The organism is Amycolatopsis sp. lyj-90 (genome assembly GCF_046549035.1).
In the GTDB taxonomy this organism is placed as follows: domain Bacteria; phylum Actinomycetota; class Actinomycetes; order Mycobacteriales; family Pseudonocardiaceae; genus Amycolatopsis.
In genome coordinates this window covers 253,309-269,867 of the sequence record NZ_JAJPWP010000005.1, presented here as the reverse complement: position 1 = coordinate 269,867, position 16,559 = coordinate 253,309, and the positions used below count along the sequence as shown (strand labels likewise).

Annotated in this window: 13 protein-coding genes; 7 read left to right on the top strand and 6 right to left on the bottom strand. The window is 71.0% G+C overall.

Features of this window, described 5'->3' with window-relative positions; all coding sequences use genetic code 11:
- The first annotated feature begins 39 nt into the window (after positions 1–39).
- The 3 genes from ptsP to ACLJPX_RS20580 all read left to right on the top strand — a co-directional run bounded on the left by ptsP (position 40) and on the right by ACLJPX_RS20580 (position 3,740).
- A complete protein-coding gene (gene ptsP / locus ACLJPX_RS20590) occupies positions 40–1,671 on the top strand; it encodes a phosphoenolpyruvate--protein phosphotransferase (protein WP_410601521.1) in 1,632 nt (543 codons plus the stop codon).
- Between the two features lie 48 nt (positions 1,672–1,719).
- Entirely contained in the window at positions 1,720–2,253 is a 534-nt protein-coding gene (locus ACLJPX_RS20585; protein ID WP_410601915.1) for a cadmium resistance transporter, read from the top strand.
- A 68-nt stretch (positions 2,254–2,321) separates the two neighbouring features.
- Positions 2,322–3,740 carry an MFS transporter gene (locus tag ACLJPX_RS20580; protein ID WP_410601520.1) on the top strand — a complete coding sequence of 473 codons (1,419 nt, stop codon included), beginning with the start codon at positions 2,322–2,324 and terminating at the stop codon, positions 3,738–3,740.
- Here ACLJPX_RS20580 and ACLJPX_RS20575 read toward each other — a convergent pair.
- Positions 3,737–4,402 carry a DUF1707 domain-containing protein gene (locus tag ACLJPX_RS20575; RefSeq protein ID WP_410601519.1) on the bottom strand — a complete coding sequence of 222 codons (666 nt, stop codon included), beginning with the start codon at positions 4,400–4,402 and terminating at the stop codon, positions 3,737–3,739. The two genes, ACLJPX_RS20580 and ACLJPX_RS20575, sit on opposite strands and share 4 nt — an antisense overlap.
- Positions 4,403–4,591: 189 nt before the next feature.
- On the opposite strand from ACLJPX_RS20575, the gene ACLJPX_RS20570 reads away from it, so the two are divergent.
- Positions 4,592–5,518: a hypothetical protein gene (locus tag ACLJPX_RS20570; RefSeq protein ID WP_410601518.1), complete on the top strand. Its 927-nt coding sequence runs from the start codon at positions 4,592–4,594 to the stop codon at positions 5,516–5,518.
- 10 nt (positions 5,519–5,528) lie between these two features.
- Here the strand turns inward: ACLJPX_RS20570 and ACLJPX_RS20565 are convergent, their stop codons facing one another.
- The 3 genes from ACLJPX_RS20565 to ACLJPX_RS20555 are packed head-to-tail and all read right to left on the bottom strand — an operon-like array spanning position 5,529 to position 8,544.
- Positions 5,529–6,188, bottom strand: a complete 660-nt coding sequence (locus ACLJPX_RS20565; RefSeq protein WP_101611536.1) for a response regulator — start codon at positions 6,186–6,188, stop codon at positions 5,529–5,531.
- The gene (gene macS, locus ACLJPX_RS20560) at positions 6,185–7,351 is read right to left on the bottom strand and encodes a MacS family sensor histidine kinase (RefSeq protein ID WP_410601517.1); all 1,167 of its coding nucleotides are present in this window, start codon (positions 7,349–7,351) and stop codon (positions 6,185–6,187) included. Before macS ends, ACLJPX_RS20565 begins: the two co-directional genes overlap by 4 nt.
- The gene (locus ACLJPX_RS20555) at positions 7,348–8,544 is read right to left on the bottom strand and encodes an AI-2E family transporter (protein WP_410601516.1); all 1,197 of its coding nucleotides are present in this window, start codon (positions 8,542–8,544) and stop codon (positions 7,348–7,350) included. The genes macS and ACLJPX_RS20555 overlap by 4 nt, the downstream gene beginning before the upstream one ends.
- Positions 8,545–8,821: 277 nt before the next feature.
- Between ACLJPX_RS20555 and ACLJPX_RS20550 the strand changes: the two genes are divergently transcribed.
- Together ACLJPX_RS20550 and ACLJPX_RS20545 are read left to right on the top strand one after the other, a co-directional pair.
- A complete protein-coding gene (locus tag ACLJPX_RS20550; protein ID WP_410601515.1) occupies positions 8,822–9,823 on the top strand; it encodes a hypothetical protein in 1,002 nt (333 codons plus the stop codon).
- 194 nt (positions 9,824–10,017) lie between these two features.
- Positions 10,018–13,221, top strand: coding sequence for a beta strand repeat-containing protein (locus tag ACLJPX_RS20545; RefSeq protein WP_410601514.1), 3,204 nt, complete (start codon positions 10,018–10,020; stop codon positions 13,219–13,221).
- 74 nt (positions 13,222–13,295) lie between these two features.
- Here the strand turns inward: ACLJPX_RS20545 and ACLJPX_RS20540 are convergent, their stop codons facing one another.
- Entirely contained in the window at positions 13,296–14,483 is a 1,188-nt protein-coding gene (locus ACLJPX_RS20540) for an ROK family transcriptional regulator (protein ID WP_410601513.1), read from the bottom strand.
- Between the two features lie 90 nt (positions 14,484–14,573).
- On the opposite strand from ACLJPX_RS20540, the gene ACLJPX_RS20535 reads away from it, so the two are divergent.
- Positions 14,574–15,740 carry an MFS transporter gene (locus ACLJPX_RS20535; RefSeq protein WP_410601512.1) on the top strand — a complete coding sequence of 389 codons (1,167 nt, stop codon included), beginning with the start codon at positions 14,574–14,576 and terminating at the stop codon, positions 15,738–15,740.
- Here the strand turns inward: ACLJPX_RS20535 and ACLJPX_RS20530 are convergent.
- The gene (locus ACLJPX_RS20530; RefSeq protein ID WP_410601511.1) at positions 15,737–16,507 is read right to left on the bottom strand and encodes a dioxygenase; all 771 of its coding nucleotides are present in this window, start codon (positions 16,505–16,507) and stop codon (positions 15,737–15,739) included. The two genes, ACLJPX_RS20535 and ACLJPX_RS20530, sit on opposite strands and share 4 nt — an antisense overlap.
- Positions 16,508–16,559: the final 52 nt, after the last annotated feature.

The window sequence follows — 16,559 nt, the reverse complement described above, 5'->3', positions numbered from 1 at the left end:
TGAGCCAGGTCACGCCCCCTATGAGATATGGTCTAGACCATGCCGTCTGAGTCACTGACCGGGGTCGCCGTCAGTCCCGGCCGCGCGAGCGGTCCTGTCGTCCGAGTCGCCGAACCCCTCGGAGTGCCCGCGAGCACACCGGCACCGGCCGATCCCGCCGCCGAGGGCGCCCGGATCGCCCCGGCCGCGCAGATCGTGGCGGCCCGGCTCGAGAAGCAGGCCGAGACCGCGACCGGCGAGGCCGCGACGATTCTCATCACGACCGCGGCCATGGCCGCCGACCCGGCGCTCGTCTCCTCGGCGGAGCAGCTGGTCAAGTCTCAGAACCTGCCCGCCCCGCGTGCGGTTTACCAGGCTGCGGGGAAGTTCGCCGACGCGCTGGCGGCTGCGGGCGGCTACATGGCCGAGCGGGCCCGCGACGTCCTCGACGTGCGCGACAGGCTCGTCGCCGAACTGCTCGGCATCGCGCCTCCGGGCGTACCCGACTTGGACTCGCCGAGCGTGCTCGTCGCGCGCGACCTCGCGCCCGCCGACACCGCCGGGCTCGACCCGGACAAGGTGCTCGCGCTGGTCACCGAAGAAGGTGGCCCCACCAGTCACACCGCGATCCTCGCTCGCGCGCTCGGCATTCCGGCCGTCGTCGCGGTCCGCGGGCTTCTCGCGCTCGACGCGCAAGCGCTTGCGGTGGACGGTGACACCGGTGTGGTCGAGGTCGCCGACCCCGGCGCCGAGATCGTCGCGGCCGCCAAGACCGGCGCGATCGAGTGGGACGGCACCGGCGCGACCGCCGACGGCCACCGGGTGAAGGTGCTCGGCAACGTCGGTTCCGCCACCGACGCCCAGGCCGCGGCCGAGGCCGGAGCCGAAGGTGTCGGTCTCTTCCGCACCGAGTTCTGCTACCTCGACGCTTCCGCCGAGCCGAGCGTCGAGGAACAGCGCAAGGCCTACACCGCCGTGCTCTCGCCGTTCCGCGGCAAGCCGGTCATCGTCCGCACCCTCGACGCGGGCGCCGACAAGCCTCTCGCCTTCTTGGAGCCCGAGGCCGAGCCCAACCCGGCTCTCGGCGTACGCGGACTTCGCGTCGCCTTCGACCGGCCCGAGATCCTCGACCGTCAGCTCGAGGCCATCGCTGGTGCCGCGCAGGATTCTGGCGCCGAGGTGTCGGTGATGGCGCCGATGGTCGCCACCGCCGCCGAGGCCGCGTGGTTCGCCGAGCGTGCCCGTGCCGCCGGTATCGCCCGCGCGGGGGTGATGATCGAGATCCCGGCCGCCGCGCTCACCGCCCGCGAGATCCTCGACGTGGTCGACTTCGTCTCCGTCGGCACCAACGACCTCGCGCAGTACACCTTCGCCGCGGATCGCCAGCTCGGCGCGGTCGCCAAGCTCAACGACCCGTGGCAGCCCGGGCTGCTGCGCCTGCTCAAGGTCATCGGCCAGGCCGCCAAGGACACCGGCAAGCCCGCCGGGGTCTGCGGTGAGGCCGCCGCCGACCCGAGGCTCGCGCTGGTCCTGGCCGGGCTCGGCCTGACGAGCCTCTCGATGAACGCGCCCGCCGTGCGCGCGGTGGGCGCGAGCCTGGCCGCCACGACGCTGGCCGAATGCGAGGAGCTCGCCGAGGCCGCGCTGGCCACGGCAGACCCGGTCGAGGCCCGCGCCGCCGCCACGCGATAGCAAAGGTCCCCTGCTCTCCTAGTGGTGGTCTTCGGCCAGGCCGCGGCGATGTTCGTGGTGACCAACATCGACGACATCGTCCTGCTCGCGCTCTTCTTCGGCCGCGCGACGGGACGTGCGGGCGCGGCGAGGGTGGTGGCCGGGCAGTACCTCGGGTTCGCCGGGATCCTCGCCGTTTCGATCGTCGGGGCGCTCGGTGCCGGTCTGTTGCCGGAAGCCGTTCTGCCCTGGCTCGGGCTGGTGCCGCTCCTGCTCGGTCTCCGGGCCGCCTGGCGCGTCTGGCGTAAGGACGACGAGGACGAAGAGCCCGACGTCGGTCCCGGCGTTCTCGCCGTGGCGGGCGTGACCTTCGCCAACGGCGGCGACAACATCGGCGTTTACGTGCCTGTCTTCGCCAACACCGGCACCGGCGGGCTGATCGTGTACGCGGCCGTGTTCCTCGCGCTCGTCGCGGTCTGGTGCGCGGCGGGCCGCTACTTCGCGACCCGCCCGGTGATCGCCCGCGCCCTGACGCGCTGGGGCCACTTCTTGCTTCCGGTCGTCCTCATCGGTATCGGCCTGGTGATCATTCTGCGCGCTTGATGTCGAAATCCGGTCCGCCGCTTCGACGCACTGGTGAAGACACCGAGTGCGACGGAAAGGACCGGACCATGACGACCACCGAGACCCCGACACGGGCAAGCCGCCGGGAGTGGGTCGGGCTGGCCGTACTGGCCCTCCCCACCTTCCTGGTCTCCCTCGACGTGTTCGTGCTGATCCTCGCGCTGCCGAAACTCAGCCAGAGCCTCGGCGCCGACAGCACCCAGCAGCTGTGGATCATGGACGTCTACGGCTTCATGATCGCCGGGTTCATGGTCACCATGGGCACCCTCGGCGATCGCGTCGGACGCCGGAAACTGCTGCTCATCGGGGCCACGGCGTTCGGACTGGCTTCCGTGCTGGCGGCGTTCTCGACCAGCGCGCTGATGCTCGTCGCCGCCCGCGCGATCCTCGGTATCGCCGGAGCGACGCTGGCGCCGTCGACGCTCGCCCTGATCAGCAACCTGTTCCTCGACAGCCGCCAGCGCTCCCTCGCCATCGGCATCTGGGCGGGGTGCTTCACCGTCGGCGCGATCGTCGGCCCGATGGTCGGCGGCGTGCTTCTGGAGCACTTCTGGTGGGGTTCGGTGTTCCTGCTCGGCGTTCCCGCGATGGTCCTGCTGCTCGTCGTCGGACCGAAGTTCCTGCCCGAATACCGCAACGAGAACGCCGGCCGTCTCGATCTGGCGAGCGTCGCGCTTTCGCTGGTCACAATTTTGCCCGCGGTCTACGGCGTGAAGGAACTCGCCCGCGACGGCGTGCACGTGGTCCCGGCGGCCGCGCTCCTGATCGGCCTCGGCTTCGGCGTGGTGTTCGTGCGGCGCCAGCGAACCCTCCGTGACCCGCTGATCGACCTGAAGCTGTTCCGCAACCGCGCGTTCACGACGGCGATCGGCGGGATGTGCGCGTTCACCATGCTGGGCGGGACGACGATGCTCTTCGTCGCGCAGTTCTTCCAGGTCGTGGTGGAACTTTCACCGGTCGGCGCCGCGCTGGCGTTGCTGCCGGGCATGCTCGCCTCGACCGTCAGCTTCCTGGGCGCGCCGATCCTCGCCCGCCGTTTCCGGCCCGCCACCCTGATTTCGGGTGGCCTGGCCGGTGCGATCGCCGGCTTCCTGCTGCTGACACAGGTCGAGGCGGGCGCCGGTCCGGTGATCCCGTCGATCGCCTTCGCCATCACCTGCCTGTGTGGCGGCCCGCTGGTCACGCTCGGCACTGATCTGGTCGTCGGCTCGGTTCCGCCGGAGAAGGCGGGTTCGGCGGCTTCGTTGTCGCAGACCGGCAACGAGTTCGGCTACGCGCTGGGCATCGCGACCGTCGGGACGCTGGGCAACGCCGTCACCCAGGCCAAGCTCGCCGACGCCGTGCCCGCGCACGACGCCTTCACCAGCGGGATGCACGCGGTGTCCGGGCTGGCCGCGCTGGTGCTGGCCGCCGTCGCCTGCTTCGTGCTCCGGCACCTCCGGCACGTGCGGCCGGTCGGGGCCTAGCCGAAGAAGCCCCGTCGCGGGTACTTGATGATCAGCGATCCCCCGTGCACGCGCCCGGTGATGACGAACCGGGGCGTGCCGGGACGGCCGTTCGAGCGGGTCCGGTCGTCGAGGTTGCCGAACTTGATGTCGGAGATCGAGTTGGTGTCGACGGCGCCGTCTTCGGGGATGGTGATCTCCACCGGGCCCCATTTGGCCTGCAGTTCGATGTGCACCACCGGATGCGGGATCTCGGCCTGGGAGAAGTCCAGTTTCGTGGCGCCGTACTTGTTCCGGATCACCATCGACTCCGGGACCAGCCAGTTCCCGTTGCGCTGCAGGGCCGAGTACTTGCCGTTGAGCTCCATGACCTGCCCGGACGGCTGGGCGTAGGCATGCTGCCCCGGCGGCGGCGCCCACGGGTTCTGCTGCTGACGCGGCACCATTCCCGCTTCGGGATGCACCAGGCCCGGCAGATCCGTGAGCACCGCGTTCAGCTCACCGCGGGTCCTCGAGGCGAGGGCGCGGTCGGTCCGCTCGGTGAACTCGTCGAGGTTCAGCATCCCGAGGCCGATCGCCTTCTGCAGCACCACGACGACGTGCTCGCGCTCCGCGTCGGAGACCCGGATGTCCCGTCCGGTCAACGGCTTGGTTTCGGTCGTCGGCTGCTCTTCCTCGCCCATGTCTGGAATGGTAGAACCGGATCTCACGCGCGAGATCGGGGAAATACCCTGAACAGACCCGCATTTCTCCCCTGTACCGCCCTGATGGCGGCGGTCCTGCTGCTGGCCGGATGCACCGGCGCCACGCCACAACCCGCACCTGCGCCCAGGTCGACACTCCCGCCACCTTCGAAAATCGCAGGCGAACCGGTGGACTACAGCGGTTTCCGGCTCATCATGGCGACTTCGCCGCCGTCGATCCTCGATCCCGCCACCGGCGCCACGACGCCGTTGCCCGGCGCTCCGGCCGGGGACCGGGTCAACGACGTCCTGCGGGTCGGCAAGTTCCCGGTCGTACTGTCGGCCGCCCGCTGTGGGCCGTCGTGCTTGGAGCCGTCCGAAGTACTCGTCTACGGGGATCCCGAGAACCAGCCGTGGAAGCTGGGCAAGGCCCGCAGCGTGGCCCCGTCCGCCGACGAGACCGGCGTTTGGCTGATCCGCGACGACGGCAACGACCTCTGCCGCCTCCAGTACGTCTCCCTGCTCGGCGCCGAACGCGACCGCGGCCGTCCGGCGAGCTGCACGACGGCGGTGCGCCAAGAGGTGCCGAAGGGCCTGCTGATCACGGTGAACAGCGGAACGGCCACCGCCGAGGACGTGCTGATCGATCCCGCCACCGGCCGCGCCGTGCACCAGTTCCCGCGGATACTGGCGATCACCAAGGACCGGCTGCTGCTCGCCGAGCTGACCAGGTTCTCCGTCCTCGACCTGCGCAACGATCAGCGCGTCCCGGTCGAACGCCCGGTGCCCAACGGCACGCCGGGCCAGGTGATCCCGAGCCGCGACGGCTACAAGGTCGCCGTGCTGTTCGGCGACCCCGCCTGGGCCGCGACGAGTACGCAGACCGCCGACGTCTGGGTGCTCGCCCTCGACACGCTGACCTGGACCCACGCGCCCTCGATGCCGATCGCGACCCCGCTCAAGCAGATCGCGATCGAATGGTCCGAGGACGACACCCTGGTGATCGCCACCGACGTCGTCGCGAGCTGGCGTCTCGACCGGCCGGGGTGGACGGTCGTCAAGACACCTTTGCCCGCCGAACGGAACCGGTCGGTGGTGACCGTCGCCCAGGGCTGAGCTGCCCGGGTTACTCCCCGTCGAGTCCGTGCTCGATGGCGTACCGGGCGAGCTCGACGCGGTTGTGCAGCTGGAGTTTCCGCAGCGTCGACTGGACGTGGTTCTCCACCGTCCGATGCGACAGCACGAGCTTCTCGGCGATCTGCCGCGCCGTCATCCCCTTCGCGACCAGGCGCAGGACGTCGGTCTCGCGTTCGGTCAGCCGCGGCGGGGCGGGCCCGTCGTCCGGGGCGTCGGCCATCCGCCGGTATTCGCCGAGCACGAGACCGGCGAGTCCGGCGGTGAACACCGGGTCCCCGGCCGCCGTCCGCTTGACCGCGTCCACCAGTTCGCTCGCCGAAGCCGATTTGACCAGGTACCCGGACGCCCCGGCCTTGACCGCTTCGAGGACGTCGCTGTGCTCGCCGCTCGCGGACAGCACCAGGACCTTGGTCGACGGCAGCTCCGCGGTGATCTCCCGGGTCGCGTCCACGCCCGACGTCTCGCCGAGGTTGAGGTCCATCAGCACGACGTCCGGCTGGACCGTGCGCGCGATCCGCACCGCGGCGGGCGCGTCCGGCGCGGTGGCCCGCACGTCGAAACCGTGTTCGGCCAGGTCGCGCGCGACCCCGTCCCGCCACATCGGGTGGTCGTCGACCACCATCACCGAGATCTGAGGCGCGTCGGTCATCGCTTTCCCCTCGCCGCCACTGGAACCTTGACTTCCCATTCCGTGCCCTGGCCCGGCGCGGTGTCCAGGGCGGCGCTCCCGCCCAGATCCCGCACGCGCCCCTTGATGGACTCCGCGATACCTAGATGTCCCTCGGCCGCCGCTCGTTCCATCACCCCGGGCGCGATTCCGGGGCCGTCGTCGCGGACGCTGACCACGACCTCGGTGCCGAGGTCCTCCAGCAGCACCCAGGCATGCGCCTCTCCACCAGCGTGCTTCTCGACGTTCAGCAGCGCTTCGCGGGCCACCGCCACCAGCTCCGCGGTCATGTGTTCGGGCAGCCGGACCTCGCCGGCGGGCGTCGAGACCTGCACCGACGGTGTCGCGAGCAACTGCAGCGCGGCACGGAGGTCGGTCGTCCCGTTCGCGCTCGGCCGCGTCGGCTCGGTGGTGACCAGCGCCCGCAGCGCGATCTCCTGCTCACCGGCCAGTTTCGCCAGCTCGGCGGCCTCCCCGCCGAATTCGGCGCCGCGTTTGCGCACCCGCGCGAGCACCTGCAGGACGCTGTCGTGGATCGAGCGGGCGAGCCGCTCCCGTTCGGCCGTCGCTGCCTCCATGCGCAACGCCCTGGTCAGCGCGTCGGCGGACCGGCGCGCCATGGTCGCGGCCAGCCCGATCACGAACCCGCTCGCGGTCAGCAGGAAGCCGTCCCGCGCGACGTCGACGTCGAACCGCCAGCGCACCAGCCCGGTGACCACCGAGACCACCAGCCCGGCGAGCACCCCGCCGAGCGCGCCGAACCGCGTCCCGGCGGCCGCGGGCGGGACCGCCGCCCACACCGTCGTGAGGAGCGGGGTGTTGGCGTCGAACTGCGCGGTGGACAGGACCCACGCCGACGTGAACATGAGGACGACCGTCAGTGCGAGATCGACGACGACCAGCCACGGCCAGCGTGTCGACGGCCGCGCGTAGAACACGCTGCTGAGCACCGTCCACGCGGTCATCACGCCGAACGCGGCCCACGCGAGCCACTGCTTCGCGTAGCCGTCGTAATGGACGATGAACGAGGCGAGTGCGAAGAGCAGCGTCGTCACGCGAAGCACGATCACCCCGCGCCACAGCGGCGTCACGGGGTCCCGCGTGCCCAGCGCCGAGACGGCTCGCCAGAGCGGGGTGTTCGTCATGACTCCGTTTTGGCCGCTTCCTCGTTGTCGTTCGGCTGCGCCGCCTGATCCCGCAGGACGTCGACCTCGTCCGGATCGGGATCCCGTTCGTGCAGCAGCGACCGGATACCGGCGTTGAGCACCGCGAGCAGCGGCACCGACAGCAGCGCCCCGGCGATCCCGGCGGTCACGAGACCGGCGGTGATCGCGAGCACCACGGCGAGCGGATGCAGCTTGACCGCGCGGCCGAGCAGGATCGGCTGCAGCACGTGGCTCTCCAGCTGCATGACGCCGATGACGATGGCCAGCACGATCAGCGCGCCGACGACGCCCTTCGTCACCAGCGCGATCAGCACCGCGACGGCGCCCGCGATCACGGCGCCGATGATCGGGATGAAGGCGCCGAGGAAGACCAGCGTCGCCAGCGGGATCACCAGCGGCACGCCGACGATCGCCAGCCCGATGCCGATGCCGACCGCGTCGACGACGGCCACCGCCGCCGTCGCGCGCACGTAGCTGACCAGCGAGGCGAACCCGCGCCGCCCGGCGACGTCGACCCGGTTGCGCACCCGGCGGGGCACGCCGAGGACGAGGAACTTCCAGATCTGGTCGCCGCCGGAGAGGAAGAAGATGAGGATAAACAGCGTCAGGATGAAGCCGGTGACGATCTCGCCGACCGTGCCCGCCGTGGTGAGCGCGGTGGTGGTGATCGACGCCTGGTTGTTCTGCAGGAAGCCGATCGCCTGGTTGATGAACTCCTGGATCTGCTCCTGGCGCAGGTGCAGCGGTCCGTCGATGAGCCAGGTCTTGATCTGGTTGAGGCTTTCCGTCAGCTGCTTCTGCAGTTCCGGCAGGCCGGAGGAGAACTGCGCGACGACGAACGTCAGCAGCCCGCCGAGCACCGCGAGCCCGGCGATCAGCACGATCCCGGCCGCCAGCCCGCGCGGGAACCTCAGCGCCTGCAGCTTGGAGACCGCGGGCGCGAGCAGCGCGGCCAGCAGCAGCGCGATCGACAGCGGGATGACGACCACCGACAGGTAGCCGATGAGGAACACGATGACGTAGAGCGCGGCGATCACCACGATGAAGCGCCACGACAGCGCCGCGCCGATCCGCAGGCCGCGGGGCACCACGTTGGTGACGTCTTCGGTGGACTCGGAGAGAAACGGGTTCGCCGGGTCGGATTCCGGCTGTTTGCGCTGGGACTCGCTCACTGGCTCACCGTATCGGTCCGGGACGGCGTTCTCGCACATTCCGGGCGACGCGCACGGGTCGAATTCCCCCGAAGCGACGCTTGACACACCGGCCGATGATCGACTCCGGAGTAACCGGGTCCCGCCAGCGTTGATCACTCATCGTGATTTCGAGCTACACCGTGTGTTCTTCACACGATCGTGCCATCAAGGTGCTTCTGACTCGCTTTGCCCTTCGGCCCTTTGCTTACCTCGGTTCCGCAACCACCGACGGCATACCGACACGGCAGGAGACCGAGTGACGAACGCGGCGAAGAACGAGGGGCGGGGCGCGGCGCGCTTCGGCCGTCTCGCTTCGCGTGCGCTGTTCGTTCTCGGCGGCGCCGTCGCCGGTTCCGCCGCGGCGTGGGTCGTTTCCGGTGCTACCGCTTCGGCCGACATCGCCCCGGTGGTCTCCGCTCCCGAAACGAGCGTCACCCCGGTCACCGATGCCACCGTGGCCGGTCTGAACGACGTTTCGCACGGCGCGGGCAAGTTCTCCGGCGAGGTCGCCGGAGCGATGTGCGGCGACAAGCAGCAGGAAGCCACCACGTGGTCGATGCCGGGCAAGAACGGGTCGAAGCACCACTGCGGCGACATCCGCGCCGACCGGCACGAGGTCTCCACCCGGGTCAGCGACGCGGTCACCGACTTCGCGGACGACTCGGTGGTCACCCCGGTCAAGCGGACCCTCGGCGCCGTCGAGCACATCGTGCGCAAGCCGCAGGACACCCGTCAGGTGCTGGACGAGACGTTCGCCCCGTCGCCCGATTTCGGCCGCAAGGTCTGGGACCTCCTCGACCCGCAGGGACACGGCGACCTCGTCCCGGGCCTTCCGGTCAGTGGCGGTCCGGTCGACCCGCACTCCCCGCTGGACACCATCGGCGCCGGCGATCAGATCACCGACTTCGCGCAGCTGGCGACGACCCAGTTCCCCACCTCCTCCGAGACCTTCCTCCCGATGCCGGCCGTCGTGCAGCAGCACGATGCCTCCGCTCTGGACGAGGACTCTCCTTCCCGTGACGGACACCGCGGCGACTTCCCGCGTCCGCTCACCCCGGCGCCGCTTCCCGTCGCGCCTTCCATCCCGACTGTCCCCGGTGGCGGCAACGCTCCCGGTGGTCACCTCGACGGCCTGACCCACGGCGTTCCCGCCTGGCTCGTCACCGCCGTCGAGCGTTCCCTGACCGGCTACTCGCTGGCAGGCACGCGGTACATGCCGCTCACCCCGGGCTCGCAGCCCGGTGTCACTCCCGACTGAACACCTCCCTCCGCGGGGTAGCCGACGCGCCTCACGCCTCCCGATTCCGGGCTTGGCTTCGCGTCCGCTCCTGATCCCCCGCGAAACGGCGGTGCGCTTTGTCGCGCCCGCACTCTTTCCACCCCCCTCTGGTGTCTCTTCGAGAGCACCTCCTCGAACCCGAAAGGGAACCCGAAATGAAGGAGAACAACCCCATGCAATCCTGGGCAAAGCGCGGACTCCAGACCGCGTTGGTCACGGGTGGGCTGTTGATGCTGGGTACCGGCATCGCTTCGGCTGACGAACAGGTCAACCCCGACACCCCGGCCTCCCCGCTCGACGCGAACGTCACCGTTCCCATCGAGATCGACAACAACGCCGTTGGCACGCCCCTCGGCCAGCTCGACGTCCCCGGCTACAAGGGCGAGGTCAGCACCAAGGCCGTCACCAAGCCCGTCTCGGACGCGCTCGACGGTGTCACGTCGCCCGGCAGCAGCAGCGACGGAATCGGCGGAGGGCTTCCCCAGCTCTCGAACAAGGGCGCCGTGCCCGCGCCGCTGTCCGCCAAGGACTCGTCCCGTCAGGTCAGCGGTGGACTGACCGGTGGTGGGTTCACCACCACGGACGACATCCTCAAGGGCAACAAGGTCGTCGGCGACGTCGTCGTCCCGATCCAGATCGTCGACAACGCCATCGGCGTGATCGGCGACGCCCAGGTCGAGGGTGGGAACCACCAGCAGACCTGGTCGCACAACCAGGACGTCGAGACCACCGGTGAGGACTCCAGCCTCGCCGGGAACGTCGTGTCCCTGGACTGGGCGCTGCCCGTGCAGATCGCCGGCAACGGCGGCGGGCTCGCCGGCGGCACCGGTCGCGTGGTCGGCGGTTCCGCCAGCCAGAGCACCACCGAGACCGGCAACATCACCACCGACGGCGAGGGCTCCGCCCTGTCCGGCAATGTGGTGGCAGGCCAGCTCGCCACCCCGGTCCAGGTCACCGGCAACGCCGCTTCCTGGATCATCGGCAACGCCAACAGCTCCGGCTACGAGGCCGAGACCGACGCCACCTCCGGCGGCTGGGTCGAGACCGACGGTGACGACTCCGCCCTCGGCGGCAACGTCGGCGCGGTGCCGATCGCCCTCCCGGTGAAGGTGAACGACAACGCGGCTGCCGCGCACGGTTCGCTCGCGAACTCGAACAGCAGCTCCTCGGCGGACGCGCAGGCCGGCGACACCACGCCCGGCTGGAGCAACGTCCCCAGCTACGTGCAGACCTCGGGCGAGGACTCGGCCGTCGCGGGTAACGCGATCGTGCCGCAGACCGCGGACGTCGCGAACGTCGGCGGCGTGGCCGCCAGCTGGGTCGGCCTGGCCAACACCGGCAAGGACGGCGGCACCAGCCACTCGAGCGTCGTCGACGCCGGTGGCTTCGTCAGCACCGAGGGCGAAGGCTCCGCGGGCGGCGGCAACATCGTCGACCCGGCCGTGGCGGCCCCGGTCGAGGTGACCTGCATCGCGGGCACCTACATCGGCAACGTGTCCTCGACCTCGTGCGAGAACACCGTCGACGCGAACGCCGGCAACGGCAGCCACACCAACGGTGACGACTCCACCCTCGCGGGCAACATCGTCAACACCCAGGCCGCGCTGGCCCCCGAGGTCTACGGCGTCGGTGGCTCGCACATCGGACAGGCCGTCGCCGAGGCGACCGAGACCAAGACCGTGACCGCCGGCGGGTACGACGGCACCACGGGCAACGACTCGTCCGGCTCGGGCAACATCGTCCAGGTCCCGGCCGCGGTTCCGGTCGAGGTCTTCGGCGTGGGCGGCTCGTTCGTCGGGCAGGGCACCGGCTCCGCCGACGAGACCAAGGTCGTCTCCGGTGGCGGCGGCGGGAACACCGCCGACGACAACGGCTTCCTCAGCTCCAACCTGGCCACCGTCCCGGCTTCCGTGCCGGCGCAGGTGTTCGGGATCGGCGCGGCCCTGGCGGGCCAGGGCCACGGTGGCGCGGACGGCGACACCACCTCCAACGCGGGCGGCGACGTCCACGCGACCGGTGACGGTGGCGCGGGCGCGGGCAACCTGGTCTACGGCCCGGTCTCCCTGCCGGTCCAGGCGCACAACTTCGCCGCGGTGCTGGGCGGAATCGCGTCGGGCGAGGGCTCGAACCTGACCGACTCGTCGGCCGGTGGCGACGCCACCGCCAACGGTGAAGAAGGCGCGCTGGCGGGCAACATCGTCCAGACGCCGGTCGGCGGCACGGTCCCGGTGACCGGGCTCGGCGTGGCCGGTGCGGGCATCGCCAAGGGCAACAGCCTGAACGACGTCATGTCGGCGGCCGGCGGCGACGCCACCACCACCGGTGACAACGGCGCGGTCGCGGGCAACATCATCGGCGCGCAGGCGCTGCCGGTGGTCCCGGTCACGCACGACGCCATCGCGGCGGCGGGCATCGCCGACGCCGAGGGTTCCGACACCATCGACGCCATCTCGGGCGGCGACGTCGAGACCTCGGGCACCGAAGGATCGCTGTCGGGCAACATCCTCGACATCCCGGTCGCGGCCGTTCCGGAGGTGTTCGGCGACGCCATCGCGGCGGCCGGCGGCGTCTCCGAGACGAACGCGGACAGCGTGATCGACGGCCAGGCCGGCGGCGACAGCATCACGGACGGCAGTGGACAGGCCCTTTCCGGGTTCAACTTCCACCACCCGCTCGTGTTCTCGATCCCGCTGAACGAGCTCGAGATCCCGGTGCTGGCCATCGCGGACGAGAACTCGACCGACGACACCGAGATCAACGACGCGGACTACACCCGCGCCTTCACCGACTCGGTCGGTTCGGAAATGCCGATCGACGCGCTCCCCGCGCTGCCCTTCGGCAGCCTGCCCACCACGCCGGCTCGCGCCGACGCTCCGCAGCTGGGTGGCGTTCTCGCGGGTGTGTCCGCTCTGAAGGGTCTGACGTCGCTCCCGACTCAGATGCCGAAGGCGGACCTGCCCGCGCTGCCCGTCACCCCGGCGCTGCCCGGTGTCCCGGCCCTGCCGAAGACCCCGGCCCTGCCCGGTGACGCCGCTCGTGCGGACGCCCCGAAGCTCGCGCAGCTCCCGGCGCTGACCGCGCTGCCGATCGCCGGTGGCCTGCCGGTGGCGCTGCCCACCACGGGTGGCCTGCCGACCGCCGGCACCCTGCCGGTGGCGCTGCCCACCGCGGGCACCCTCCCCACGGCCGGCACCCTGCCGACCGCGGGCACGCTGCCGGTGCAGCTGCCCACCGCGGGCACCCTGCCCGTCGTGAGCGGCACCCCGGCGATGCCGACCACGCAGGTCCCGGCTCTGGCGGGCGTCGACTCGTCGCCGCTGAGCATGTTCCAGCGTTTCATCGGCACCCTGACCGGCAAGAAGTTCCACACCATGTGAACCTGCCAGTCGGCTAGCGCCAACTGATCGAAGAAGCGGGCCCGGGAGTCACTCCCGGGCCCGCTTTGTCGTGTTCACGACATGGTGAACAGCGCGTCCTGTGCGGCGCCCATCGCGGTCAGCACCGCGCCCTCCAGCACCCCGCTCCCGCCGACGGTCCCCGCCCGCACCTCGGTCCGCAGCGGCGAGATCTCCGCGAGCCGCCGGCTCACCCTGGCCGCCAGTGCCTCGCCACCGGCGCGGCCGACTTCGCCGCCGAGCACGACACAGCCCGGGTCCAGTACCGCGGTGATCGCGGCGGTGCCGATCGCGATCCGCTCGGCGACGATCTCCAGGAATTCCTCGGCCTCCGCGTCGATCGCGTACCCGACAGCGGCTTCGGCCGCTTCGGCGTTGTCGGCCGACGAAGCCGGAAGGCCGTGCGCGCGGGCGAGTTCGCAGATCGCCGCGCTGCCCGCCAGGGTGTGGAAGCCACCGTCGCAGTCGGTCGACGTCGGGAGCCTGCCGGGTCCCAGCATCGGCAGGAACCCGATCTCCCCCGCGCCGCCCGACGCGCCCCGTCGCAGCGAACCGTCGAGGACGATGGCCGCGCCGACACCGAACCCGAGCCACAGCAGCACGAACGTCTCCCGGTCACGGGCGGCGCCGAGCCGTTGTTCGGCCGCGGCCGCGAGGTTGACCTCGTTCTCCAGCAGCACCGGGACACCCAGTCGCCGCCGGAGCTCGTCGACGAGTTTCCCGTGCCACGCGGGCAGTCCCCCGGCGGGCCGCAGTCCGCCGGTCGCCGGGTCGACCAGGCCGGGAGCACCGACGGCGATCGTGTGCAGCCCGGTCGCGCCCGCTTCGGCCGCGGTGGTCTTCAGCAGCGCGATCGCCCGCTCGACGGCCGCGTCGGTGTCGACGTCCAGTTCGAACGGCAGCGAGGCTTCGGCTCGAGTCCGGCCGAGCAGATCCGCGACCGAAACGGCGATGCCGTGGGTGCGGACGTCGAGCCCGGCGAGGTACGCGCGATCGGCGACGATGCCGTACAGCTTCGCGTTCGGCCCGCGGCGTTCGGCGCCCGCTTCGCCGACGATCTCGATCAGCCCGGCGTCCTGCAGCCGTTCGACGAGGTCGGCGACGGTCGGCCGGGAAAGCCCGGTCGACGTCTTGAGCTGGGTGGCCGTCAGCGGGCCCTCGCGTTGGAGCAGGTCGAGGGCCAGGCGGTCGTTGATGGCCCGCGCGGTGCTCGGGGAGGCGGACGGCATCCGGATGACACTCACCGGCAGATCCTCCCAGAATTAATTATCAGGTTCCCTTCCTGATAGTTTACGCTGACGCCGTCGAGTTGTCTCATGGACCTTGGGGGCCCAGTGACCAATACAGTGGAAACCGTCGGCGGGCCGACGCGGCGGGTCCGGCAGGCGCGGGTCGCCATCGCCGCCATCTTCGCCGTGCACGGCGCGGTGACCGGCAGTTTCGCCACCCGGATCCCGTGGATCCAGGAACACGCGGGGATCAGCGCGGGCCAGCTCGGCCTCGCGCTCGCCTTCCCCGCCATCGGCGCTTCGCTCACCATGCCGCTCGCCGCGCGGATCGGACACCGGCTCGGCGGCAGGCAAGGCCTCCGGATCCTGCTCGCGTACTGGACGCTGGCGCTGATCCTCCCCGCGCTGGCGGGGAACCTCGTCACCCTGTGCGTCGCGTTGTTCGTCATGGGTACCGCGGCGGGCACCTCGGACGTGCTGATGAACGCCCTCGGCGTCGACGTCGAGGAGAGGATGGGCAAGTCGGTGATGTCGGGGCTGCACGGCATGTGGACCACGGGCGCGCTCGTCGGATCCGCCGCCGGAGCACTCGCCGCGCACGCCGCGCTGGACGCCCGGGTGCACCTGGCGATCGCGTCCGCCGTGCTCACCATCGCCGGACTGCTCATCTGTCAGGGCGTTTTCGACGTCCGCAGCGCACCCGACGAGCACCCGCCGCCGAGGTTCGCGCTGCCGCCGAAGTCGGCCGTCATCATCGGCGCCGTCGCGTTCTGCGCCGTCTTCGCCGAAGGGGCGAGCCTCGACTGGTCCGCCGTCTACCTGCGGGACGTCCTCGGCACGTCGCCCGGGATCGCGGCGGCGTCGACCACCGCGTTCACCTGCACGATGGCGGTCGCCCGCCTCTCCGGCGACGCGCTGGTCAGGCGCTTCGGCTCGGTCAACACGGTCCGCGCGGGCGGCGTGCTCGCGACGGCGGGCGGCCTCCTGGTGGTACTGGCCGCGCATCCGGTGATGGCGCTGGCCGGATTCGGGTTGATCGGACTCGGGGTCTCCGTCGTCGTCCCGCTCGCCTTCGCCGCGGCCGGACGCAGCGGGCCGACGCCGAGCCAGTCGATCGCGGGCGTCGCGACCATCACCTACTCCTCCGGGCTCGTCGCGCCGTCGCTGATCGGCGGGATCGCCGACCTGACGTCGCTGACGGTGTCCTTCGGGCTGGTCACGCTGCTCGCGCTCGGCCTGATCGCGGGCGCCGGGGTGCTCCGGTCTCGCTAGCCGAACTGGAGGGAACGCTTGGCGAGGCCGTGCCAGTAGCCGTCGATGACGGTCTCGCCCTTCCCTTCGGAGGAACTCGCGCCGAGCGAGACGAACAGCGGGGCGAAGTGCTCGATCCTGGGGTGCGCGAGGGCCGCGGCGGGTGCCTTGTGCTGGAAGTCCAGCAGTGCGTCGAGGTCGCCTTCGCGCAGGGTTTCCGCACCCCAGTGGTCGAATTCGCTCGACCACGACGGCGGCGCGCCGTCGGTGCCGTCGGTCTGGCCCAGCGCGCTCAGGTTGTGAGTGAAGAAGCCGCTGCCGATGATCAGCACACCCTCGTCGCGCAGCGGCGCGAGCTTGCGGCCGAGGTCGAACAGCTCGCGCGGGTCCAGCGACGGCATGGACACCTGGAGCACCGGGATGTCGGCGTCCGGGTACATCTCCACCAGCGGGACGTACGCGCCGTGGTCGAGGCCGCGATCGGGCGCGTCGTGGACCGGGGTCTGCGTCGAGCGAAGGAGCTTCCGCACCTTGTCCGCCAGCTCGGGAGCGCCGGGCGCGGCGTATTTCACCTGGTAGAAGCGATCGGGGAAACCCCAGAAGTCGTAGACCAGCGGCACCGTCGTGGTGGCGCCGAGGGTCAGCGGCGCCTCTTCCCAGTGCGCGGAGACGACGAGGATCGCCTTCGGCTTTTCGAGGTCGGCCGACCAGCCGGCGAGCTGGCGGGTCCAGGTGGCGTCGTCGGCGAGCGGCGGCGCGCCGTGGCTGAGGTAAAGCACCGGCGTCATGTCAGCTCCAGGTGTTTGAACTTTCAACTACCAGGATAGACGACGCCGCGGT